The organism is Amycolatopsis sp. NPDC049688, assembly GCF_040674975.1.
In the GTDB taxonomy this organism is placed as follows: Bacteria; Actinomycetota; Actinomycetes; order Mycobacteriales; family Pseudonocardiaceae; genus Amycolatopsis.
On record NZ_JBFANY010000005.1, the window covers coordinates 112,142 to 130,823 of the forward strand.

The 18,682-nt window shown below is 73.0% G+C and carries 20 protein-coding genes; 14 read left to right on the forward strand and 6 right to left on the reverse strand.

The features are described from left to right. The first annotated feature begins 232 nt into the window (after positions 1–232). From AB0J55_RS19480 to AB0J55_RS19505, 6 genes are all read left to right on the forward strand, one after another. Positions 233–1,213, forward strand: a complete 981-nt coding sequence (locus tag AB0J55_RS19480) for a heme o synthase (protein ID WP_364249840.1) — start codon at positions 233–235, stop codon at positions 1,211–1,213. A gap of 41 nt (positions 1,214–1,254) precedes the next feature. Then, a complete protein-coding gene (locus AB0J55_RS19485; RefSeq protein ID WP_364249843.1) occupies positions 1,255–1,701 on the forward strand; it encodes a hypothetical protein in 447 nt (148 codons plus the stop codon). Then, positions 1,701–2,312 carry a hypothetical protein gene (locus tag AB0J55_RS19490; protein WP_364249846.1) on the forward strand — a complete coding sequence of 204 codons (612 nt, stop codon included), beginning with the start codon at positions 1,701–1,703 and terminating at the stop codon, positions 2,310–2,312. Before AB0J55_RS19485 ends, AB0J55_RS19490 begins: the two co-directional genes overlap by 1 nt. A gap of 61 nt (positions 2,313–2,373) precedes the next feature. Then, positions 2,374–4,611, forward strand: coding sequence for an ATP-binding domain-containing protein (locus AB0J55_RS19495; RefSeq protein ID WP_364249849.1), 2,238 nt, complete (start codon positions 2,374–2,376; stop codon positions 4,609–4,611). A 10-nt stretch (positions 4,612–4,621) separates the two neighbouring features. Next, on the forward strand, positions 4,622–5,182 hold the full coding sequence (locus AB0J55_RS19500) for an FKBP-type peptidyl-prolyl cis-trans isomerase (protein ID WP_364249852.1): 561 nt from the start codon (positions 4,622–4,624) through the stop codon (positions 5,180–5,182). Between the two features lie 10 nt (positions 5,183–5,192). Then, the gene (locus AB0J55_RS19505; protein ID WP_364249855.1) at positions 5,193–5,411 is read left to right on the forward strand and encodes a cold shock domain-containing protein; all 219 of its coding nucleotides are present in this window, start codon (positions 5,193–5,195) and stop codon (positions 5,409–5,411) included. Here AB0J55_RS19505 and AB0J55_RS19510 read toward each other — a convergent pair. Continuing rightward, positions 5,401–6,369, reverse strand: a complete 969-nt coding sequence (locus AB0J55_RS19510; RefSeq protein WP_364249858.1) for a quinone oxidoreductase — start codon at positions 6,367–6,369, stop codon at positions 5,401–5,403. The two genes, AB0J55_RS19505 and AB0J55_RS19510, sit on opposite strands and share 11 nt — an antisense overlap. A gap of 80 nt (positions 6,370–6,449) precedes the next feature. Between AB0J55_RS19510 and AB0J55_RS19515 the strand changes: the two genes are divergently transcribed. From AB0J55_RS19515 to AB0J55_RS19525, 3 genes are all read left to right on the forward strand, one after another. Then, positions 6,450–6,764, forward strand: coding sequence for a hypothetical protein (locus AB0J55_RS19515; protein ID WP_364249861.1), 315 nt, complete (start codon positions 6,450–6,452; stop codon positions 6,762–6,764). Continuing rightward, positions 6,761–7,621 (forward strand): hypothetical protein, encoded by an 861-nt coding sequence (locus AB0J55_RS19520; protein ID WP_364249864.1) that lies wholly within the window; start codon positions 6,761–6,763, stop codon positions 7,619–7,621. The genes AB0J55_RS19515 and AB0J55_RS19520 overlap by 4 nt, the downstream gene beginning before the upstream one ends. 260 nt (positions 7,622–7,881) lie before the next feature. Next, positions 7,882–9,138, forward strand: a complete 1,257-nt coding sequence (locus AB0J55_RS19525) for a hypothetical protein (RefSeq protein WP_364249867.1) — start codon at positions 7,882–7,884, stop codon at positions 9,136–9,138. 161 nt (positions 9,139–9,299) lie between these two features. On the opposite strand, the gene AB0J55_RS19530 is transcribed toward AB0J55_RS19525, so the two are convergent. Next, positions 9,300–10,217: an acyl-CoA desaturase gene (locus AB0J55_RS19530; RefSeq protein ID WP_364249870.1), complete on the reverse strand. Its 918-nt coding sequence runs from the start codon at positions 10,215–10,217 to the stop codon at positions 9,300–9,302. 63 nt (positions 10,218–10,280) lie between these two features. Continuing rightward, positions 10,281–11,246, reverse strand: a complete 966-nt coding sequence (locus AB0J55_RS19535; protein ID WP_364249873.1) for a COX15/CtaA family protein — start codon at positions 11,244–11,246, stop codon at positions 10,281–10,283. 235 nt (positions 11,247–11,481) lie between these two features. Here AB0J55_RS19535 and AB0J55_RS19540 point away from each other — a divergent pair, with 235 nt between their 5' ends. The 5 genes from AB0J55_RS19540 to AB0J55_RS19560 all read left to right on the forward strand — a co-directional run bounded on the left by AB0J55_RS19540 (position 11,482) and on the right by AB0J55_RS19560 (position 15,216). Next, complete coding sequence (locus AB0J55_RS19540) at positions 11,482–12,414, forward strand: helix-turn-helix domain-containing protein (RefSeq protein ID WP_364249876.1); 933 nt, start codon at positions 11,482–11,484, stop codon at positions 12,412–12,414. 130 nt (positions 12,415–12,544) lie between these two features. Further along, positions 12,545–12,652 (forward strand): keywimysin-related RiPP, encoded by a 108-nt coding sequence (locus AB0J55_RS19545; RefSeq protein WP_354822449.1) that lies wholly within the window; start codon positions 12,545–12,547, stop codon positions 12,650–12,652. Positions 12,653–12,701: 49 nt separating this feature from the next. Further along, positions 12,702–14,528 (forward strand): asparagine synthase-related protein, encoded by a 1,827-nt coding sequence (locus AB0J55_RS19550; RefSeq protein WP_364249879.1) that lies wholly within the window; start codon positions 12,702–12,704, stop codon positions 14,526–14,528. Beyond that, complete coding sequence (locus tag AB0J55_RS19555) at positions 14,525–14,794, forward strand: lasso peptide biosynthesis PqqD family chaperone (protein ID WP_364249882.1); 270 nt, start codon at positions 14,525–14,527, stop codon at positions 14,792–14,794. Before AB0J55_RS19550 ends, AB0J55_RS19555 begins: the two co-directional genes overlap by 4 nt. After that, positions 14,791–15,216 (forward strand): lasso peptide biosynthesis B2 protein, encoded by a 426-nt coding sequence (locus AB0J55_RS19560; protein WP_364249885.1) that lies wholly within the window; start codon positions 14,791–14,793, stop codon positions 15,214–15,216. Before AB0J55_RS19555 ends, AB0J55_RS19560 begins: the two co-directional genes overlap by 4 nt. On the opposite strand, the gene AB0J55_RS19565 is transcribed toward AB0J55_RS19560, so the two are convergent. Genes AB0J55_RS19565 through mptB form a run of 3 tightly spaced genes read right to left on the reverse strand, consistent with a single transcriptional unit; the run spans position 15,209 to position 18,552 of the window. Then, on the reverse strand, positions 15,209–15,991 hold the full coding sequence (locus AB0J55_RS19565) for an ABC transporter permease (protein ID WP_364249887.1): 783 nt from the start codon (positions 15,989–15,991) through the stop codon (positions 15,209–15,211). The genes AB0J55_RS19560 and AB0J55_RS19565 overlap by 8 nt on opposite strands. Then, on the reverse strand, positions 15,988–16,914 hold the full coding sequence (locus AB0J55_RS19570) for an ABC transporter ATP-binding protein (protein WP_364249890.1): 927 nt from the start codon (positions 16,912–16,914) through the stop codon (positions 15,988–15,990). Before AB0J55_RS19570 ends, AB0J55_RS19565 begins: the two co-directional genes overlap by 4 nt. A 6-nt stretch (positions 16,915–16,920) precedes the next feature. Further along, positions 16,921–18,552: a polyprenol phosphomannose-dependent alpha 1,6 mannosyltransferase MptB gene (gene mptB, locus AB0J55_RS19575; RefSeq protein WP_364250776.1), complete on the reverse strand. Its 1,632-nt coding sequence runs from the start codon at positions 18,550–18,552 to the stop codon at positions 16,921–16,923. Positions 18,553–18,682: the final 130 nt, after the last annotated feature.

Sequence of the window (18,682 nt, forward strand, 5' to 3'; positions counted from 1 at the left end):
TTACCCGTGCGCGCGGCTACTTATCTCAATCGATCCCGAAGGGACGATATTCCTGCTCGCGGCCATGCGCAGGGGCAATCGCGGCCCGTCGCGGCCAGCCTAGTGCTTGGGCCGGTCGAGGACCCGCGATCACCCACGGGATTCACCACGTCTAACATCGTTCGAGGGTTCAGTAGGGCTGGTTCTTCGGCTACCCGGACTGGTCCCGCCCGAACCTGACGCAGGGAGTGAAATGTCGCCGGTGAACGCTGCGCACGGACGCAGTGAAGACACCAGCGCCGTGCACCCGACCGGGGAACGACCGCACGGTGAGCGGCGCAGCCTCCGCCGGGTCGTCGGCGCCTACGCCGCGCTGGCCAAGCCCCGGGTGATCGAGCTCCTCCTGGTGACCACCATCCCGGCGATGTTCCTCGCCGGCCGTCAGATCCCGTCGCCGTGGCTGGTCCTGGCCACGCTGGTCGGCGGGACGATGGCCGCGGGCAGCGCGAACGCGCTCAACTGCGTGATCGACGCGGACATCGACAAGGTGATGAACCGCACGAAGCGCCGCCCGCTGGTCAAGGACTCGGTGCCCCGCCGCGGCGCGCTGATCTTCGGCTTAGTCATGGGCGTCGCCTCGGCCGCCGTGCTCTACCTCACGGTGAACCTGCTCTCGGCGATCCTCGCGATCGCGACGATCCTCTTCTACATCTTCGTCTACACGCTGGGCCTCAAGCGGCGCACGTCACAGAACGTGGTCTGGGGCGGCGCGGCGGGCTGCATGCCGGTCGTGATCGGCTGGGCGGCCGTCACCGGCACGGTCCAGTGGCCGGCGTTCGTGATGTTCGGCGTGATCTTCTTCTGGACCCCGCCGCACACGTGGGCGCTGGGAATGAAGTACCGCGACGACTACGAGCGCGCCGGCGTCCCGATGCTGCCGGTGGTCGCCACCGCCCAGCACGTCGCCCGCCAGATCGTCATCTACTCGTGGGTGATGGTGGCGTGGACACTGCTGCTGCTCCCCGTGACGTCGTGGCTGTACGGCACGTTCGCGATCCTCGCGGGTGGCTGGTTCCTCTTCTACGCGCACAGCCTGCAGGCGGCGGTGCGGCGGGGCGAGGAGACCAAGCCGATGGCGCTGTTCCACCGGTCGAACACGTACCTGATGGTCGTGTTCGTGGCGCTGGCCGTCGACTCCGCCATCGGGCTGCCGACCCTCGGCCTGCCGTTCTGAGCCCGGCGGCGTTCTTCGCGGACGTCGTCGAGTCCGGCACCGTGCTCGGTGCCGACCGCACGTGGTCACCCGAGCAGGTGGCCGAACTGCTCGGCGACGACTACGGCGACAACCCCTCCCAGCGCTCGCTCGGCCGCGACCACGGCCTGGTCGAGTTCTTCTGGCAGCGGCCCGGCCCTCGCTCGCCGTGGAACGGAACGCACTTTTCGGTCCAGGCGCACCGGCTCCGGCTCCGCGACCCCGAGCTCGTCAACCGCGTGATCCGTGAACGCTACGGCCCCTTCGCCGGCACGGTCCCGTTCGACGAGGTCGCCGCGGTGCTGACCGAACGGGGCGTCCCGCTGGCGGAAGTGCCGTACCGGCCGGACCCGGAGGAAATCCGCACCTACTGGCAGCCCGGCTCGCGGACCATGGTCTCCGTGGTGGCGGGGACGTACTACGGGCGCGCGGGCGACCTCTACAAGATCACCAGCCCGGGCACGCCGTGATGCCACGCCTCACCCGGGACCGGGTGGTGGCGGTGCTCGCGGCCGTCGTGGTCCTCGGCCTCCTGGGGTTCATCGGCCGCGGCCGGGTGTCCCTCGACACGAGCACGCTCCTCGGCGGCGGCTGCACCATCCCGCAGCGGATCGCCGCCGTTCCCGGGCCCGCGCCCGACGGCGGCAGCGTCCGCGTGGCCGAGCAGGGACCCGGTGCCGCGGTGGTCGAGAACACCAGCACCCTCGCCGCCTACCGGATCCCGGTCACGTCCGGCTCCCGCAGCGTCGAGGTGCCCCTCCTCACCCCCGGACAGCGGATCGGCGTGGTCCTGGACCAGCCCGCGGTCGGCCCGGTGATCTGGCTCGCCCCGGAGTCCCTCGGCGGCTTCACGCCGGTGACCGCCGACGTCGTCCCCGGCGGGGTCCGGTACCGCTCCGGGAACTGCCGCGCCCTGACCAGCCGCGGCGCCGCGGTGCTGTTCCGTGGCCCGGACGGGCGAATCACCGGGGGTGAGCAGCTGCCGCCGGGGGACGTTTCGTGCACGCCGGGGGAGAAGGTGCTGCCCGTCGCCGTCCGGGCCGGTGCGGTTTCTCCCTACTGCGCCCTCGGGACGGAATGATCGCGCGGCGGCCGCCGTTACACTTCGTTGGCTCTTTTTCCTTGAGGCGAAAGCAGGATCCTTGTCTTCGGACGACTTTTCCGCCGAGCTCGCCCGCGAGCAGGCGTACGTCACCACCCTCTACGCGAAGCTCGACGCCGAGCGCCTCGAAGCCCAGCGCCGCCTCGACGAGACGCTGCGGCAGACCGGCGGCACCCCGCAGGCCCGCACCGAACGCGATGTCGCCACCACCCTCTACACCGACCGGCTCGCCCAGCTCGGCTCCGTCGAGCAGGGCCTGGCCTTCGGGCGGCTCGACTTCGTCCCCGAGAGCGCCGAAGAAACCACCTACATCGGCCGCCTCGGGCTCTTCGACGAAGACGACGACTACCGGCCGCTGCTCGTCGACTGGCGGGCGCCCGTCGCGCGGCCCTTCTACCTCGCCACCGCCGCGTCACCCGAAGGGGTGCGCCGGCGGCGGCACCTGCGGTCGCTGACCCGCAAGGTCACCGGCTTCGACGACGAGATCCTCGACCTCACCGCCGCCGACCAGGGCCAGGACCTCGGGCTGGCCGGCGAAGCCGCGCTGCTGGCCGCGCTCGAACAGCGCCGCACCGGCGAGATGAGCGACATCGTCGCCACCATCCAGGCCGAGCAGGACCGGATCATCCGCGCCCCGCTCGGCGGCGTCATGGTCGTCCAGGGCGGCCCCGGTACCGGCAAGACCGCCGTCGCGCTGCACCGCGCGGCCTACCTGCTCTACACGCACCGGCAGCAGCTCACCACCCGCGGCGTGCTCGTCGTCGGCCCGAACAGCACGTTCCTGCGCTACATCGGCCAGGTGCTGCCCTCGCTCGGCGAGACGGGCGTGCTGCTCGCCACCATCGGGCAGCTCTACCCGGGCCTGGACGCCGACGGCGTCGAATCCCGCGAAACCACCGAGGTCAAGGGCCGGCTCGTGCTGGCCGAGGTGCTCGCCAACGCCGTCCGCGACCGCCAGCGCGTGCCCGAGCCGGTCCTGGAAATCGAGTACGAGCACGACGTGCTGCGGCTGGACCGCAAGACCTGCACCGACGCCCGGACCCGCGCCCGCCGCTCGCGGCGCCCGCACAACCCGGCGCGGCGCCTGTTCGTCTCCGACGTCCTCGACGCCCTGACCCGCCAGGCCGCCCGCAAACTGGGCGACGACCTCCTCGACGGACAGGACCTGCAGGACATCCGCGCCGAGCTGGCCGCCGACGAAAACGTCGCCGCGGCGTTGGACGAGCTGTGGCCGGTGCTGACGCCGGAAGGCGTGCTGGACGACCTGTTCGCCGATCGCGAACGCCTCGCGCAGGCCGCCGGCAAGCTGCTGTCCGCCGAGGACCGAGCCCTGCTGGAAAGCCCCCGCGACGCGCGCTGGACCCCCGCCGACGTCCCGCTGCTCGACGAGCTGGCCGAGCTGATCGGCGTCGACGACACCGAGGCCCGCGTCGAGCGCAAACGCCGTGAACGCGAGGACCGCGCGTACGCCGAGGGCGTGCTCGACATCCTCGAACAGGACGAGGAGATCATCGACGAGGAGCTGCTGCGCGTCTCGGACGTCCTCGACGCCGAGCTGTTCGCCGAGCGCCAGCAGGCGCGCAGCGAGCTGACCGCCGCCCAGCGGGCCGCGCAGGACCGGACCTGGACGTTCGGGCACGTCATCGTCGACGAGGCCCAGGAGCTCTCGGCGATGGACTGGCGGCTGCTCATGCGGCGGTCGCCGAACCGGTCGATGACCCTGGTCGGCGACGTGGCCCAGACGGGCGCGGCGGGCGGCGCCCGGTCGTGGGGCGAGGTGCTCTCGCCCTACGTCGAAAACCGGTGGCGCCTGGAAGAGCTGACCGTGAACTACCGCACGCCCGCCGAGATCATGGCGGTCGCGGCGCGGGTCCTGGCGCAGGTCTCTCCGGGGCTGGCGGCGCCGTCGTCGGTGCGGGAGACCGGGGTGCCGCCGTGGTCGGTGCGCCCGGCCTCCCTGGCCGCGGAGCTGCCCGGGCTCGTGGAACGTGAATTGTCCGAAGTGGACGGTGGCACGGTCGCGGTGCTGGTGCCGGCGCAGCGGTTCGACGAAGTGTCTTCGTGGCTTTCCGGGCACGGCGAACGGCTGAGCGTGCTGACCGTCGAGCGGTCGAAGGGCCTGGAGTTCGACTCGGTGGTGCTGGTCGCGCCGGACGAGGTCGTCGCGGGGTCGCCGCGCGGGCTCAACGACCTGTACGTGGCGCTGACGCGGGCCACGCGCCGGCTCGGGGTGGTCACCACCGGTGACGACGTCCCGGCACTCTCCGTGCTTGGCTAGGGTGCCTCGCATGCAGAAGATCGGGAAGATCGTGGTCGCCGCCGCGGCGGCGCTGTCGCTGGCCGCGTGCGGCCAGCAGGCCAAGACCGAGACCGCCGCCCCGGCGGGCCCGGCCGTCCCGTCGCCGAGCGCGGCACCGGCGACCCAGAGCAAGGGCCGCGAGTGCACCGCGGACGACATCAAGACGACGGGCAAGTTCGGCGAGAAGCCGGCGATCACCATCCCCGACGACTGCGACCCGCCGAAGAAGCTGATCACCAAGGACCTGTCCGAGGGCACCGGCGGCGCGGCGAAGGCGGGCCAGCAGCTGAAGATGAACTACCTGCTGGTGACGTGGTCGGACCGGAAGGTCCTGGACAACTCCTACGACCGCGGCCAGCCCTTCGACCTCAACCTGGGCGCCGGCGAGGTCATCCCGGGCTGGGACAAGGGCCTGGAGGGCATCAAGCAGGGCGGCCGCCGCCTGCTGATCATCCCGCCGGACCTCGCGTACGGCGAGGGCGGCCGCGGCATCAAGCCGAACGAGACCCTCGTCTTCGTCACCGACGCCGTCTCGGTCCCCGCCGCCTAGCAGGCACCCCATGGACACCCGCCGCGGCCGCGTCCGCGAATGGCACGCCGACGAGGGCTGGGGGGTCGTCGAGACGCCGGGTTCCGGCGACCCCGTCTGGGTGCACTTCTCGGTGATCGACGCCGCCGGCGGGTTCCGCGAGCTGACCCCCGGCGCCGAGGTCGAATTCACCGCGGAGGACGTCGAGCAGGACGGCTACCGCCGGCGCGCCACCTGGGTCAGGGGATGAGCAGCAGCTTGCCGGTGGTGCGGCGGGCCTGGAGGTCCTCGTGGGCCTTGCGGGCGTCGGCCAGGGGGTACTTGCCGCCGACGCGGATGTCCAGCTCGCCCGCGAGGACGGCGTCGAACAGCTCCTTCGACCGCCAGTCGATCTCCTCGCGCGTGCGGGTGTAGTGCACGGACGTCGGGCGGGTCAGGTAGAGCGAGCCGCCGGCGTTGAGGCGCTGGGGGTCGAGCGGCGGGACCGGGCCGCTGGACGCGCCGAACAGCGCGAGCAGCCCGCGGACCTTGAGGCTGGCGAGGCTGCCGTCGACGGTGTCCTTGCCGACCCCGTCGTACACGACGTCGACGCCCTCGCCGCCGGTCAGCTCGCGGGTGATCTTCGCGAAGTCCTCGCGGTCGTAGCGGATCACTTCGTCGGCGCCGGCTTCGCGGGCGAGCCGTTCCTTCTCTTCGGTCGACACCGTGCCGATGACCCGGGCGCCACGCGCCTTCGCCAGCTGCACCAGGAGCAGGCCGACGCCGCCCGCGGCCGCGTGCACGAGCACGTCGTGGCCCGGCTTGACCTCGAAGGTCGAGGCGACCAGGTAGTGCGCGGTGATGCCCTGCAGCATGGTGGCGGCGGCGGTCTCCAGCGAGACGCCCTCGGGCACCTTGACCGCCACGGACGCCGGGACGAGCTTGCGGGCCGCGTAGCTGCCGATCGAGCCCTGCCAGGCCACGCGGTCGCCGGGCGCGAAGCCGGTACCGGCGGCCGCCTCCACGACCGTGCCGGCGCCCTCGAGGCCGGGGACGAACGGCAGCTCCATCGGGTAGATGCCCTGCCGCTGGTAGGTGTCGATGTAGTTGACCCCGGCCGCGGCGACGTCGACCAGCAGTTCGCCGTCCTGCGGGGCGGGGACGTCCACTTCGGCCGGTTCGAGCACCTCCGGGCCGCCGGTCTTCGTCACCTGGACTGCGGTGGGCATGCGTCCTCCTCGGGTCGGGTTCTCCCGGGTGCAACTATGGCCGACGCCACGCTGTTCCGCGTTCCGGCTCCCGGTTGGTTATGGTTCGGGACGTGGCTGAAACCGAAGAGACCGTCGCCCCGCCGTCGGGTGCGCAGCTGGGCGCGGCACGCAAGTTCGTGAAGGCGCACGGCAAGCCGGCCAAGGCGGTGGTGGAGAACATCGGCCGGGCCGGTGCCCGCGTGGTCCTGGTCGGCGCCGACGGCGCGCTCGGCGACGTCGTGGTGCCCTCGGTGGCGACCGGCGAGGCACTGGTCGAGGCGGTCGAGGACCTCGCGCCGGCGACCTGGGACGCGGAGACGGTCAAGCAGGCGAAGATCGGCCCGGAGCACCGCCGCAAGATGGCGGGCAAGTGAGCCCCACGGCCATCCTGGTCAGCTGCGCGGAGCTCCCTTCGGGTGACGGCGACGACGACGCCGTCGTGCCTGCCTTGTCCTCGCTGGGCTTCTCGGTGTCGTGGGCACCGTGGGATTCCCCGGCGGACTTTTCGGCGGCCGACGCGGTGATCCTGCGGGCGACGTGGGACTACGCGTCCCGGCGCCCGGAGTTCCTCGCGTGGTGCGAATCGGTGCCGTCGCTGTTCAACCCGGCCGGCGTGGTGCGGTGGAACACGGACAAGTCGTACCTGGTGGAACTGCTCGACGCGGGTCTGGCGGTGGTGCCCACGGCGCTGGTCGAGCCGGGTTCGCCGGCTTCGTTCCCGTCGTCGGACTTCGTGGTGAAGCCCTCGGTGGGGGCGGGATCCCGCGGCGCGGCGCGGTTCGCTGCCGGCGCTGACGCTGCTGCGCACGTGGCTGCGTTGCACGCCGACGGGCACACGGCCTTGATCCAGCCGTACCAGTCCAGTGTGGACAGCGCGGGTGAGCTGGCTTTGGTTTACCTGGGCGGAATCTACTCGCACGCCTTCTCGAAGGGTGCGATGCTGGGGTCCAGTATGGACTCTTCGGGGCTGTACCTGTCGGAGCAGCTGGCCCCGGCCACGCCGCCCGCGGACGCCGTGGCGCTGGCCGAGGACGTCTTGGACGCGGCATCGGCACTGCTGGGGATTTTGCGGGCGGAACTGCTGTACGCACGGGTGGATCTGGTGCGGGGCGCGGACGGGAAGCCGCTGCTGCTGGAGCTGGAGCTGACGGAGCCGTCGCTGGGCTTCCGCCAGACGGACCCGAGCGCGGCCACGCGGTTCGCGTCGGCGGTGCGGCAGCAGCTGGCGTAGGCGCGGCGGGGCCCGCGGGACGACGGCGGCCGTCCCGTCCGCATCCCGGCGATCGCGGGGACTTCTGCACCATTGTTCCACCTCGGTGTGTCGTGTACTAGTACACCTGTGGGTAATGGTGAGCTCCGGTGGCCGGATCGGGAAGTGATCTTTCGTGGTCGCGGCGGGTTTCTCGCCGTCGGCCGGTGGTCGTGGCCGGTCTCGCCGTTGCCCCGGGTTGTCGGTGGTTGTCGATCATTGCCGGGCTGCGGAGGAACGCCGTGACCGTACAGCTGGATTTCGCCCGTACCGACCAGGCGGCTTCGCCCGCGGCGGTCGAAGCCGCACTGCGCTGGCTCGCGACCCGGAAGGAGGGCGAACCGCTGCGGTTCCTCCGGTACGCGATCGAGGAACCGGCGAGCGAGTCGGCCGCCGCCGTCGGCTGCCTGGCCGGGCCGACGGCTTCGCTGCCCGGCGGCACGCCGGAGTCGCGGGCCCTGGCGATCTGGGGCCTCATCGTCGAAGAGGTCGCCAAGGCGGGTTCCGCCGAGGATTCGCGCCGCCGCAACACCCTGAAGGCCGCCTTCCGGCTGCCGCCGGCGCCCGGTCCGGCCGCGGTGTGGAAGGGCACCCTCGACGACCGCTTCAAACAGTTGACGGCGCTGGACGGCGTTTTCGGCAGCCCGCCACCCAGCACGACGACCCCCATGCACAAGGCTTGGCGGCGCGCGGTCGCGCTGCTGGCGGACTGCCTGACGCGGGAGTTCGGCCGCTTGCAGCGCGACGGCACCGGGTGGCAGGTCCACGTCGAGGCCGGGCGAGCGGCCGCCGCAGCCGGACCGGGCGGTCGCGTTCCCGGTCTTCGGCCGCCGTCCCGCGGTGCGCAGCCGGTGTTCCTCGAACGGATGCTCGTGCGGGTGGTCATGGGGCGCAGAACGGTGTCGCGCCGGTTGACCGAACGCACCCTCGTCGCCTGCGGGGACGGTGTCGACGGGTATGACGTCCACGCCTTGACCGGCCGGGCGGGCGATCTCGCCGGCATCCCGGTGCAGGCGATCTGGAACTGCCGGCTCGTCGCCGTGCCCGGGCCGCACCCGGGTGACCCGGTCATGGCGCGGCTGCGGTTCCGCCGGAAGCTGCGCCAGGGGGAGTCGTACAGCCTCGTTTCGGAGGCGACCGACGACCGCCTCGACCAGCAGCGGGAATGGGTCAACGTCGAAGTCGACCACCACGGGATCGCCGTGGGCGAGCGGAACCGGGCGGGGGAACCGGTGGCCGGGCTGACCATCCAGGTCACCTTCGACGAGGGCTGCCTGCCGGAGGCGTGCTGGTGGTACGCGGAACAGACCGAACACGAACGCCTGCGGCGGCCGCCCGCCGGGGATCCGCACCTGCTCGTCGTGGAGGACGGGTTCGTGCAGCACACGTTCGCGGGGCCGTGCCAGCCGCGAGAGGAGTACGGGATCGCTTTCCGGTGGCCGCAGGAGTGCTCGAGGCCGAGCCACACCGGGGCGTGGCTCGGGTCCTCCGGAGGCTAGTTGCCGGTGTTGCCGCCGCCGTTGCCGCTACCGCCGCCGTTGCCTTCGCCGCCGTTGATGAACACTGATCAGACTTCCCTTCTTCGACTTACGGTAAGGGAAAGTTACTGGGAGTGTCCGTCCACTATGGAGGAAGGTGGAAGTGACGGTGGGTGACGAGCTCAGGCTCGCTTGGCCGCCAGCCGGTCCGCTCGCGGCCACCGCACATCGGTCGCCCAGCCGAGCTGCTCGAACGTCCGGATCACCCGCGCCGAGACGTCCACCTGCCCGCGCAACACCCCGTGCCGTGCGCACGTCGGGTCCGCGTGGTGCGAGTTGTGCCACGACTCGCCCATCGACAGCAGCGCCAGCGGCCAGAAGTTCGCCGCGCGGTCGCGGCTGGCGAACGGCCGCTCGCCGATCAGGTGGCACACCGAATTCACCGACCACGACACGTGGTGCAGGAACGCGATGCGCACCAGGCCCGCCCAGAAGAACGCCGTCACCGCGCCCCACACCGACCACGTCAGCAGGCCGCCCAGCAGTGCCGGGAGGGCCAGGCTCAGCGTGATCCACAGCCAGAAATACCGGTTGACCCAGCGCAGATCCGCGTCCGCCACCAGGTCCGGGGCGAAACGGTCCGCGTTGGTCACCTCGCGGCCGAACATCCAGCCCATGTGCGCGTGCCAGAAGCCGCGCAGCAACGCCGACGGGGACGTGCCGAACAGCCACGGCGAGTGCGGGTCGCCCTCGCGGTCGGCGAAGGCGTGGTGGCGGCGGTGGCTGGCCACCCAGAAGATCACCGAGCCCTGGACCGCCATGCTGCCCGCGATGGCCAGCACCACCCGCAGGGGGCGCGCCGCCTTGAACGCGCCGTGGGTGAAGTAACGGTGGTAGCCCACCGTCACCCCGAGCGTCGCGAAGACGTAGAACACCGCGGCGAGGATCAGGTCGACCCAGGTCATTCCCCAGCCCCAGACCAGCGGGACCGCGATCAGGAGCGCCGCGAACGGCACCAGCAGGAAGGTCTTCAGCACGATCATCTCGCCGGTGCCGCGGCGGTGCGAGATCAGCGGCTTGGACGGGGTGCGCGACGTCATGGCGCGAACAGTAACCCACCACCGGGACGGGCACGCCGCCGCGGAGTTAAGCCCGCGTTGCCGTCAGGCGGCCGTGAGTTCGCGCGGAGCCGGGGTCAGGGACACCGCCGGGCCGCGGTCGCGGCTGCCCGTCCACAGGGACGCCGTCGCGACGATCACCGCCATCGCGCCGAGCACGTGGAACGACACCATCGCCTCGGGCACGCCCAGCGCGTACTGCAGCGAACCGAGCGCGCCCTGCGCGACAGCCACCACCCAGACCGCCGTGTACCGCTGCCACAGGCTCTTCGGCGCGCCGACGCGCAGCAGCTGGAGGCCGAACACCGCGAGCAGCAGCAGGTAGAGCACCAGCAGCCCGCCGTGGACCTGGGCGAGTGCCTCGACCGGGGCGTCGAGGCGGTGGGTGTTGAGGTCGCCGCTGTGCGGGCCGGCGCCGGTCACCGTGGTGCCGGCCGCGAGCACGAGCCACATCACCGCGGCGAGCAGGACCAGGATCGTGCGGCCGGCGGCGGGAACCAGCGGCCGCGCCGGCTCGTCGCCTTCGCGGAACGCGCGCAGCAGCAGGACGGCCAGCCAGACCAGCGGGGTCGTCGCGAGGAAGTGGATCGCGACCGTCCACCACTCCAGCTTGGCGAGCACGGTCAGGCCGCCGACGACGGCCTGCAGCACGACGCCGCCGGGCATCGTCCAGGCCAGCTTCACCAGGCGCGTGCGGGTGGGGTGGTCGATCCGCACCCGCCACGCCGTGACGACCGCGACCGCGGCGACCAGGATGACGACCACGGTGAGCAGCCGGTTGCCGAACTCGATCCACTGGTTGAGCGCGTGGATGCCCGGGTGGTCCACCGGCACCAGGCTGCCCGCGACGCACTGCGGCCAGGTCGGGCAGCCGAGCCCGGACCCGGTGACGCGCACGATCGAGCCGGTGACGCCGATCAGCGCCTGCGCGAGGACCGCGGCGATCCCGACGGCCCGCTGCACGGCGGCGGAGGGGTACGGCAGACGGGCGACGAGGCTGGTGAACGGCACGCATCCGATGGTAGAGCGCGCGGAAAACGCGCTTTCGGCAGGTCCCGGCGCCCAGAACGGCGCCGCCGGCGCAAGGGACCTAGGTCACCGGCTCGGCCCCTTCGTAGCCGAACGTGACCGCCGCCGATGTGTATAGTGACGATCAAGGACCGGGGAGGGACCTTGTGATCGTTGCGCGCCAATCTGTCTGGGATCCGCCGGCTCGAGCGGGACGCCGGACCGGCGGTTGACCCCCGTGTCCCGTCCGGGGCCGCCCGGCGGGCGCGGACTGCGGGAGTTCGAAGACCTCTGTGCTCGCCTCGCGACGGCCGAGCCGGCGGTGCGCGTGCCGGTGGACGCCCTGCGGCCCGCGGTTTCGCCGCGGGTCGGCGGGGTGGACACCGAGCACGTCCGCGAGCTGGCCGAGCTCGCGGACCGCCTGCCGCCGGTGGTCGCGAGCCGGGACGGGCTGCGGGTCATCGACGGGACGCACCGGCTGCTGGCCGCGAAGGCCGCCGGGCGCACCCACGTCGACGTGCTGCTGGCCGACTGCGCTCCCGGTGACGAGTTCCTGCTCGCCGTCCGCCTCAACGCGAACAGCGGCCGGACGCTCTCGCCGATCGACCGGGCCGCCGCCGCGGCGCGGCTCGTCGAACTGCACCCGGCCTGGTCCGACCGGGCGATCGCCGCGGCCAGCGGGCTCTCCGACAAGACCGTCGCGGCCGCGCGCCGGCGTTCGGGTGCGGACCGCCCGCAGCCGAACACCCGGATCGGGCGGGACGGCCGCCGGTATCCGACCGACCAGGCGGCGGGGCGGGCGCGGGCGTTGCGCGTGCTGACGGAGAACCCCGGCGCCTCGGTCCGCGAGATCGCCCGCGAGGCCGGCGTTTCCGTGGGCACCGCCCACGACGTGCGCAGCCGGTGGCGGCGCGGGGAGGACCCGCTGGCCCGCCGCCGGCCCGGCGACGCCGGGCGGGTCTCCCTCCCGGCGGGGCTGCGCCGGGCGTGGAACCGGACCGCCGCCGGGCGCCTGCTGATCCTGCTCCTCGACCAGGAAACGCCCGGCGGCGCCGAGTTCGCGGAGCTGCTGTCCGCGGTCGCCCCCGGCCGGCGCAACGACGTGCGCGCCGCGATCCGGCAGCGGGCCGAGGCGCTGGCCCGGCTCGGCCGTGAGCCCGGAGCGAGCTGAATCCCTTTTCCTCCAACGGTTTCCCCGAGCGCTCAGGTTTGCACCGATCACCTCATCGCCGGAATGACCGCCGGTGAATTGATCACTAGCTTGGTGCTTGACCGTGAATCACTTCCGAGAGGGGAAACGGATGGAAGAGTACGAGCGTCCCACGCTGACCGAACTCGGCGACTTCGGCGAGAACACCGCCGGGGTGCAGGGCGACGACTTCGAGTGGATCGGCGCCCAGTGGCACTGATCCGGATTCCCGCCGGGGCGCAGTTCCGCTGCGCCCCGGCCGGGGCCCGATGACCGGCGGCGGCCCGGGGCCGGCCCGGAGCTGGTTCGTCGTCCTGCCCGACGCCGGCGGGAGCCAGGCGATCGCCGATGCGCTGCGGCGCACGGACAGCACCATCGAGGTGCACGACCACCCGTCGGGCCGTCCCTGGCTGGCCGGCCGGTTCCGGCCGGGCAGCCTCGTCGTCGGCAGGCAGCCGGGGCTGGTGACGGCGCTGGTCGGGGAGCACACGGCGACGGAACACACCTTGCGCGCGCTTCCGGCGGACCTGCCGCGGGCCGCCGCCACCCTGGCCGGCTTGCCCGGCAGCAGCCACGTGATCGCCGCGGACCCCCGCCGCCTCCGGGCGCAGGGCACCGCGTCCGGGCTGCGGCGCGTCTACCGCGCCCGGATCGGCGGCATCGAGGTGCTGAGCGATTCCGCGGCCGTGCTCGCGAAGCTGACCGGCGCGGGCTTCCGGCGTGGTGCCATCGCCTCGCGGCTGGTGTTCCCCGGCGCGCCCTGGCCGCTGTCCTGGGAGCCGGTGTGGGCCGGGGTGCGGGCCGTCGGTCCCGGGCAGTACGCGGAGGTGACGGCCGCCGGGTGCGCCGAAGGCCGCTGGTGGACGCCGCCGGAGCCCGATCGCCCGCTCGAAGCCGCCGCGGAGGAGCTGCGGACCGAACTCGACCGGGCCGTGGCCGTCCGGGCCGGTGCGGGCCACACCGTCGTCTCCCACCTGAGCGGGCTCGACTCGAGCGCGCTGTGCTCGCTCGCGGTGCGGGCGGGGGCCGACGTGGTCGCGATGACCGCCGCCCAGCCCGACGCCATGGACCTCGACGTCGGCTACGCGACCGAGACCGTCAAGCGGCTCGAAGCCCGCGGGACGATCCGGCACGAGGTGATCCCCGCCGGCGAGGTGCCCCTGGTGTACGCGGGGATCCTCGATCCCGCGCCCGCGTTCGACGAGCCGTTTCCGCTGTGGCACAACGCCCGGCGGTTCCTCGACATCGTGCGGCGCGGCGGCCGGCACCGGCCCGTGGTGCACCTGACCGGGTTCGGCGGCGACGAAACCTGTTCCGCGCCGATCCAGGTGATCGCCACCCTGCTGCGGACGTCGCCGGTGACCGGCGCCCGGGCCCTGCGCCACACCGTCGTGAAGAACCGCTGGTCCTACCGGGAAGTCCTGCGCGGCGCGCTCGGCCGCGAGACCTACCGGCAGTGGCTCGGCCGGACGGCGGCGCGGATCGGCGAACGGGACCGGCCGCGGCTCGGCCACGACCTCGGCTGGGGCACGGTCCCCACCGTCCCGGCCTGGGCGACGCCGGAGGTCACCGCGCTCGCGGCGGAGGAGCTGCTGCGTGCCGCCGAAACCGCCGAGCCGCTGGCCGGGGACCGGGGCGTCCACGCGTCGCTGGCCACCGTGCTCAGTGGATCGGCGATCGCGGCGGCCTACAAGGCCCTCGCCGAGGAGGCCGGCGAACGGGTGTCCGCGCCGTTCTTCGACGACCGCGTCGTCCGGGCGGCCTTGTCCGTGCGGCCCGGGGTGCGGTTCGACCCGGCCCGGTACAAGCAGGTCCTGACGGCGGCCATGGACGGCATCGTGCCCGGCGCGGCGCTGACCCGGACGGGCAAGTCCAACACGGCGGCGACCGTGATCACCGGCGCCGCCCGGCACCGCGATCGAATCCGCGGTGTGGGGGAGGACAGCCGCCTCGCCGGGCTGGGCCTCCTCGACGTGGCGGCCTGGCGCGAACAGACGCGCGGGCCCCTGGAGATCCGGCGCCCGGCGTACCGGATCGAACCGACGATCGCGGCCGAAGCGTGGCTGCGCACCTGCGGGGAAAGGCAGGCGGAATGACCTACCAGCTGGCGAAGACGGTGCTGGTCACCGACACCGACTACGGGGCGGTGCTGCTCGACGAACGCCGTGGCCGGTACTTCGGCCTCAACACGACCGGCCTGTTCGTCCTCCGGGCGCTGCTGGACGGGGACGCGGACCGGGCCGCCGAGCGGGTGGCGGAACGGTTCGCGGTCCCGGAAGCCACCGCGCGCGACGACGTGGACCAGCTCGTCGGCCGGCTGACCGAGCGCGGCCTGCTCGTGCCGGTCCGGGGGACGAAATGACCTCACCCCAGACGATCGCGCGGACGTCGGCGCGGTTTCCCTGGCCGCACCGGCTGGTGGCGGGGGTGCTGACCCTGGTGGCCGGGCGCCTGGCGGCCCTGCCCCCGGCGCGGTTGCGCGCGGTGCTCCGGGTGGTGCGCCGGGGCGCGCGCCCGGCGGACCACGCGACGGCCTTGCGGTGCCGCACGCTGGTGACCAGCGTCAGCCTGAAGGCCGCGGGGCCCCAGGGCTGCCTGCGCCGGTCGGTGGCGACGGTGCTGGTGGCCCGGCTGGCCGGGCAGTGGCCGGAGTGGTGCGCGGGCGTGCGGGTCAGCCCGCCGTTCGCGGCGCACGCCTGGGTGCGGGCCGAGGGGCGGGATGTCGGCGAGCCGCATCCGGAGGGGTACTACCGCGCGATGGTGTCGGTGCCGGCGGTCAGGTGAGCTTGGTCGTGCGGGAGGCCACGGCTCCCGCGACGACCGCCCACACCGCGAGGACCGCCATCGGCCCGGGTGCGAACGAGCCGTCGACCAGGGCCGCCCGCATGCCTTCCGCCAGGGCGCCCGACGGCAGCAGCTCCACGACGTGCGCCAGGCCCGCGGGCAACGAAGACGGGGCCAGCAGGATGCCGCCCGCCAGGAGCAGCACGAACCACACGATGTTCGCCAGCGCCAGCACGGCTTCGGCCCGGAGTGCCCCGCCGAGCAGGACGCCCAGCGCGCCGAACGCCAGCGTGCCCAGCACCAGCAGCAGCACCGCCGAAAAGAGCCCGGCGGCCGACGGCGACCAGCCCAGGAACGCCGCCACCACACCGAGGATCACCGACTGGAGCACGACCACCAGCAGGGCCGCCGCCAACCGCCCGGCCACCAGCAGCCAGCGGGGCAACGCCGTCGCCGAGAGGCGCTTGAGCACCCCGTAACGGCGGTCGAACCCCAGGGCGATCGCCTGGCCGGTGAACGCCGAGGACATCACCGCCAGCGCCAGGATCCTCGGCGTGATCCAGTCCACTTTGGACGTCGAGCCCAGCGAGGACGCCGGCAGGATGTCCAGCAGGGACAGGCCGATCAGCAGCGCCAGCGGGATCAGCAGGGTCAGCAGCACCTGCTCGCCGTGGCGCAGGGTCAGGCTCGCCTCGACGCGGGCGTGCGTGCGCAGCATGCGGCCCAGCGAGCCGCGGCCCGGCGCCGGGGTGAACGTCCCGGGGGCGAAAGTCATGCCCGCAGCTCCCGTCCGGTCAGCTCGAGGAAGACCTCTTCCAGGGTCCGCTTGCCGACCTGCAGTTCCTCCGGCAGCACGCCCTGCTGGGCACACCACGCCGTGACCGTCGACACGACCTGCGGGTCGACCACGCCGAGCACCACGTACGTCCCCGGAGCCGACTCGCGGACCGCGTAACCCTCCGGCAGCGCCGCGGTCAGCAACGCCGTGTCGAGGCGGGTTCGGGCCTTGAAGCGCAGGCCCGCGCTGCCGGTCTCGTCCATCGTCAGCGACTGCGGCGCGCCCGAGACGACGACCTTGCCGTGGTCCACGATCACCACCGTGTCGGCCAGCGCCTCGGCCTCTTCCATCAGGTGCGTGGTCAGCAGCACCGAAACGCCGTCGGCGCGCAACGCGCCCAGCAGGTCCCAGACCAGCCGGCGGGCCTGCGGGTCCATGCCCGCCGTCGGCTCGTCGAGGAACACCAGTTCCGGCCGCCCGACCAGGGCGCAGGCCAGGGAAAGGCGCTGCTGCTGCCCGCCGGAGAGGCGCTTGAACGGCGTCCGGCGCACCGGCGCCAGCCCGAGGACGTCCAGCAGCCACGCCGGATCGAGCGGGGTGGCCGCGCAGGACGCCACCAGCTGCAGCATCTCGTCGGCGCGCACGCCCGGGTACGCGCCGCCGCCCTGGGGCATGATCCCGACGCCGGGGCGCAGCGCCGCCGACTCGCGCACCGGGTCGAAGCCGAGCACGCGCACCGAACCGGCGTCAGGCTTGAGAAAGCCTTCGCAGACCTCGACGGTGGTGGTCTTGCCGGCCCCGTTCGGGCCGAGCAGCGCGAGCAGGCTGCCGCGCTCCATCCGCAGGTCGAGGCCGTCGACCGCGCGGGTGGAGCCGTAGCTTTTGACCAGCCCGCTGATCTCGACGGCAGGGACACTCACATCGGGTCACGATACGGCGTCGACGGGCCCGGGCACCGGCGGGGACGGCTTGGCGAACAACGCGGGCGCGAGCCGCCGCACGATGAGCATCCCGCCGCCGCAGACGACGATCGCCGCGACGTAGGCGAAGGGCAGCACGTACGGGCGGCCGTCGAAGGTGCTGCCGGTGGGCGGGAGCAGGAACGGCAGGGCCGCGCTGACCACCGTCGCGGCGACCCGGAAGCGGGACGTGCCGGCCGCCGCGGCCAGCGGGATCACCGCCCACAGCAGGTACCACGGCTGCAGGTTGATCTGCAGGACCATCACCGCGCCGAGGGAGACGCCGAGCCCGATGATCGGCCGGTAGCGCCACTTGAAGCTGTCCCACAGGAACTTGACCGTGATCGCGACGGCGACGGCGTAGCCGAGCATGCCGAAGATCGGCACCAGGGCGCTGGTGTGGTTGCCGAGGTTCAGGGTGATGCCGAGCACGCCGGCCAGGTTGGCCAGCTCGTTGCTCGGCGAGATCCAGCTGTGCACCAGCCCCGGCGCGGCGAACGTCGCCCCGAACCAGCCGAAGCCCAGCCCGGTGCCGAAGCAGACGGCCACCAGGACCACGCCGAACCACAGCGCCATCGGCACCCCGGCCACGAACAGGTCCTTGAGCCGCCCGTGCCGGCGCCGCGCCACCATCACGGCGAAGAACGGCAGCGCGAACACCGCCGGCAGCTTCACCGCGACCCCGAGCGTGATGATCGCGACGCCGAGGGCGATGTACAGCAGTTCCCCGCGCGCGAGCGGTGGTGGTGTGTCGCCCTTCACCCGGATCGGCAGCCGCCGGATGCCCACCTCCAGCCCGGCGAGCATCAGGCCGATGGCGAGCGCGTCGTTGTGGGCGCCGGCGACGAAGTGGAAGATCAGCAGCGGGTTCAGCGCGCCGAGCCACAGCGCGGTGGCGGGCTGGACGCCGAACCGGCGGGCCAGCCGGGGCAGCGCCCACACGATGAGGACCACGCCGGCCATCGCGAGCAGCCGCTGCAGCAGCACGCCGACGGCGATGCTGTTGCCGGCGAGCGGCGCCAGCCAGCCGCCGAGGCGCAGCACCAGCGGCCCGTACGGGGCGGGCGTCTCGCGCCACATGTTGGAGACGCCCGAGGTGTAGGGGTCGGCGACGCCGAGGGCCTGCGCCGGGCCGAGGACGTACGGGTCCATCCCGCGGTGCACGATCTCGCTCTGCGCGAGGTAGCTGTAGACGTCACGGGAGAACAGCGGCGGGATCACCAGCAGCGGCAGCACCCACAGCGCGATGGTGCGCGCGAGCTGGCCCTGCGACGCCAGCCGGGTGCGGCTGGGCTGGGCGAACCGGCCGAGCATCAGCCAGCTCAGCACCAGGATGCCCATCCCGGAGATGGCGATGGCCAGCGACACCGTCGGGATCCGGGTGAACAGCCGCAGCACCGGGATCTCCTGCACCGGGTTGATCACCGGGGCGGCGCCGGCCCCGAGCGAACCGAGCGCGAGGAACAGCGACCCGACGGTGCCGAACCGGCGCACGACGTCCAGCCCGCGCTGCTCGCCTGCCTCGAGGGGGAGCGGTTCGCGGGGCCGCACCGGGGAAAGCGTCACCGCCTGGACACGCCCGCTCACCAGCCGTGCCACCTGCCGGTCCTGTTCACCCACTGCCACGGGTGCAGGGTATCGGTCCGCCCCGGAGTGAGTCGGATCACTGCCGCGGGCCCCGCCTTTGCGGGTCGTCCGGAAATAAGACACACTTGTGTTGTGAAAAAGA

Bases quoted from the DNA above. Each gene is read 5' to 3' on its own strand.
- AB0J55_RS19480 (WP_364249840.1), top strand. From the start codon at position 233: ATGTCGCCGGTGAACGCTGCGCACGGACGCAGTGAAGACACCAGCGCC.
- AB0J55_RS19490 (WP_364249846.1), top strand. From the start codon at position 1,701: ATGCCACGCCTCACCCGGGACCGGGTGGTGGCGGTGCTCGCGGCCGTC.
- AB0J55_RS19500 (WP_364249852.1), top strand. From the start codon at position 4,622: ATGCAGAAGATCGGGAAGATCGTGGTCGCCGCCGCGGCGGCGCTGTCG.
- AB0J55_RS19505 (WP_364249855.1), top strand. From the start codon at position 5,193: ATGGACACCCGCCGCGGCCGCGTCCGCGAATGGCACGCCGACGAGGGC.
- AB0J55_RS19510 (WP_364249858.1), bottom strand. From the start codon at position 6,369: ATGCCCACCGCAGTCCAGGTGACGAAGACCGGCGGCCCGGAGGTGCTC.
- AB0J55_RS19515 (WP_364249861.1), top strand. From the start codon at position 6,450: ATGGTTCGGGACGTGGCTGAAACCGAAGAGACCGTCGCCCCGCCGTCG.
- AB0J55_RS19530 (WP_364249870.1), bottom strand. From the start codon at position 10,217: ATGACGTCGCGCACCCCGTCCAAGCCGCTGATCTCGCACCGCCGCGGC.
- AB0J55_RS19545 (WP_354822449.1), top strand. From the start codon at position 12,545: ATGGAAGAGTACGAGCGTCCCACGCTGACCGAACTCGGCGACTTCGGC.
- AB0J55_RS19550 (WP_364249879.1), top strand. From the start codon at position 12,702: ATGACCGGCGGCGGCCCGGGGCCGGCCCGGAGCTGGTTCGTCGTCCTG.
- AB0J55_RS19555 (WP_364249882.1), top strand. From the start codon at position 14,525: ATGACCTACCAGCTGGCGAAGACGGTGCTGGTCACCGACACCGACTAC.
- AB0J55_RS19560 (WP_364249885.1), top strand. From the start codon at position 14,791: ATGACCTCACCCCAGACGATCGCGCGGACGTCGGCGCGGTTTCCCTGG.
- AB0J55_RS19565 (WP_364249887.1), bottom strand. From the start codon at position 15,991: ATGACTTTCGCCCCCGGGACGTTCACCCCGGCGCCGGGCCGCGGCTCG.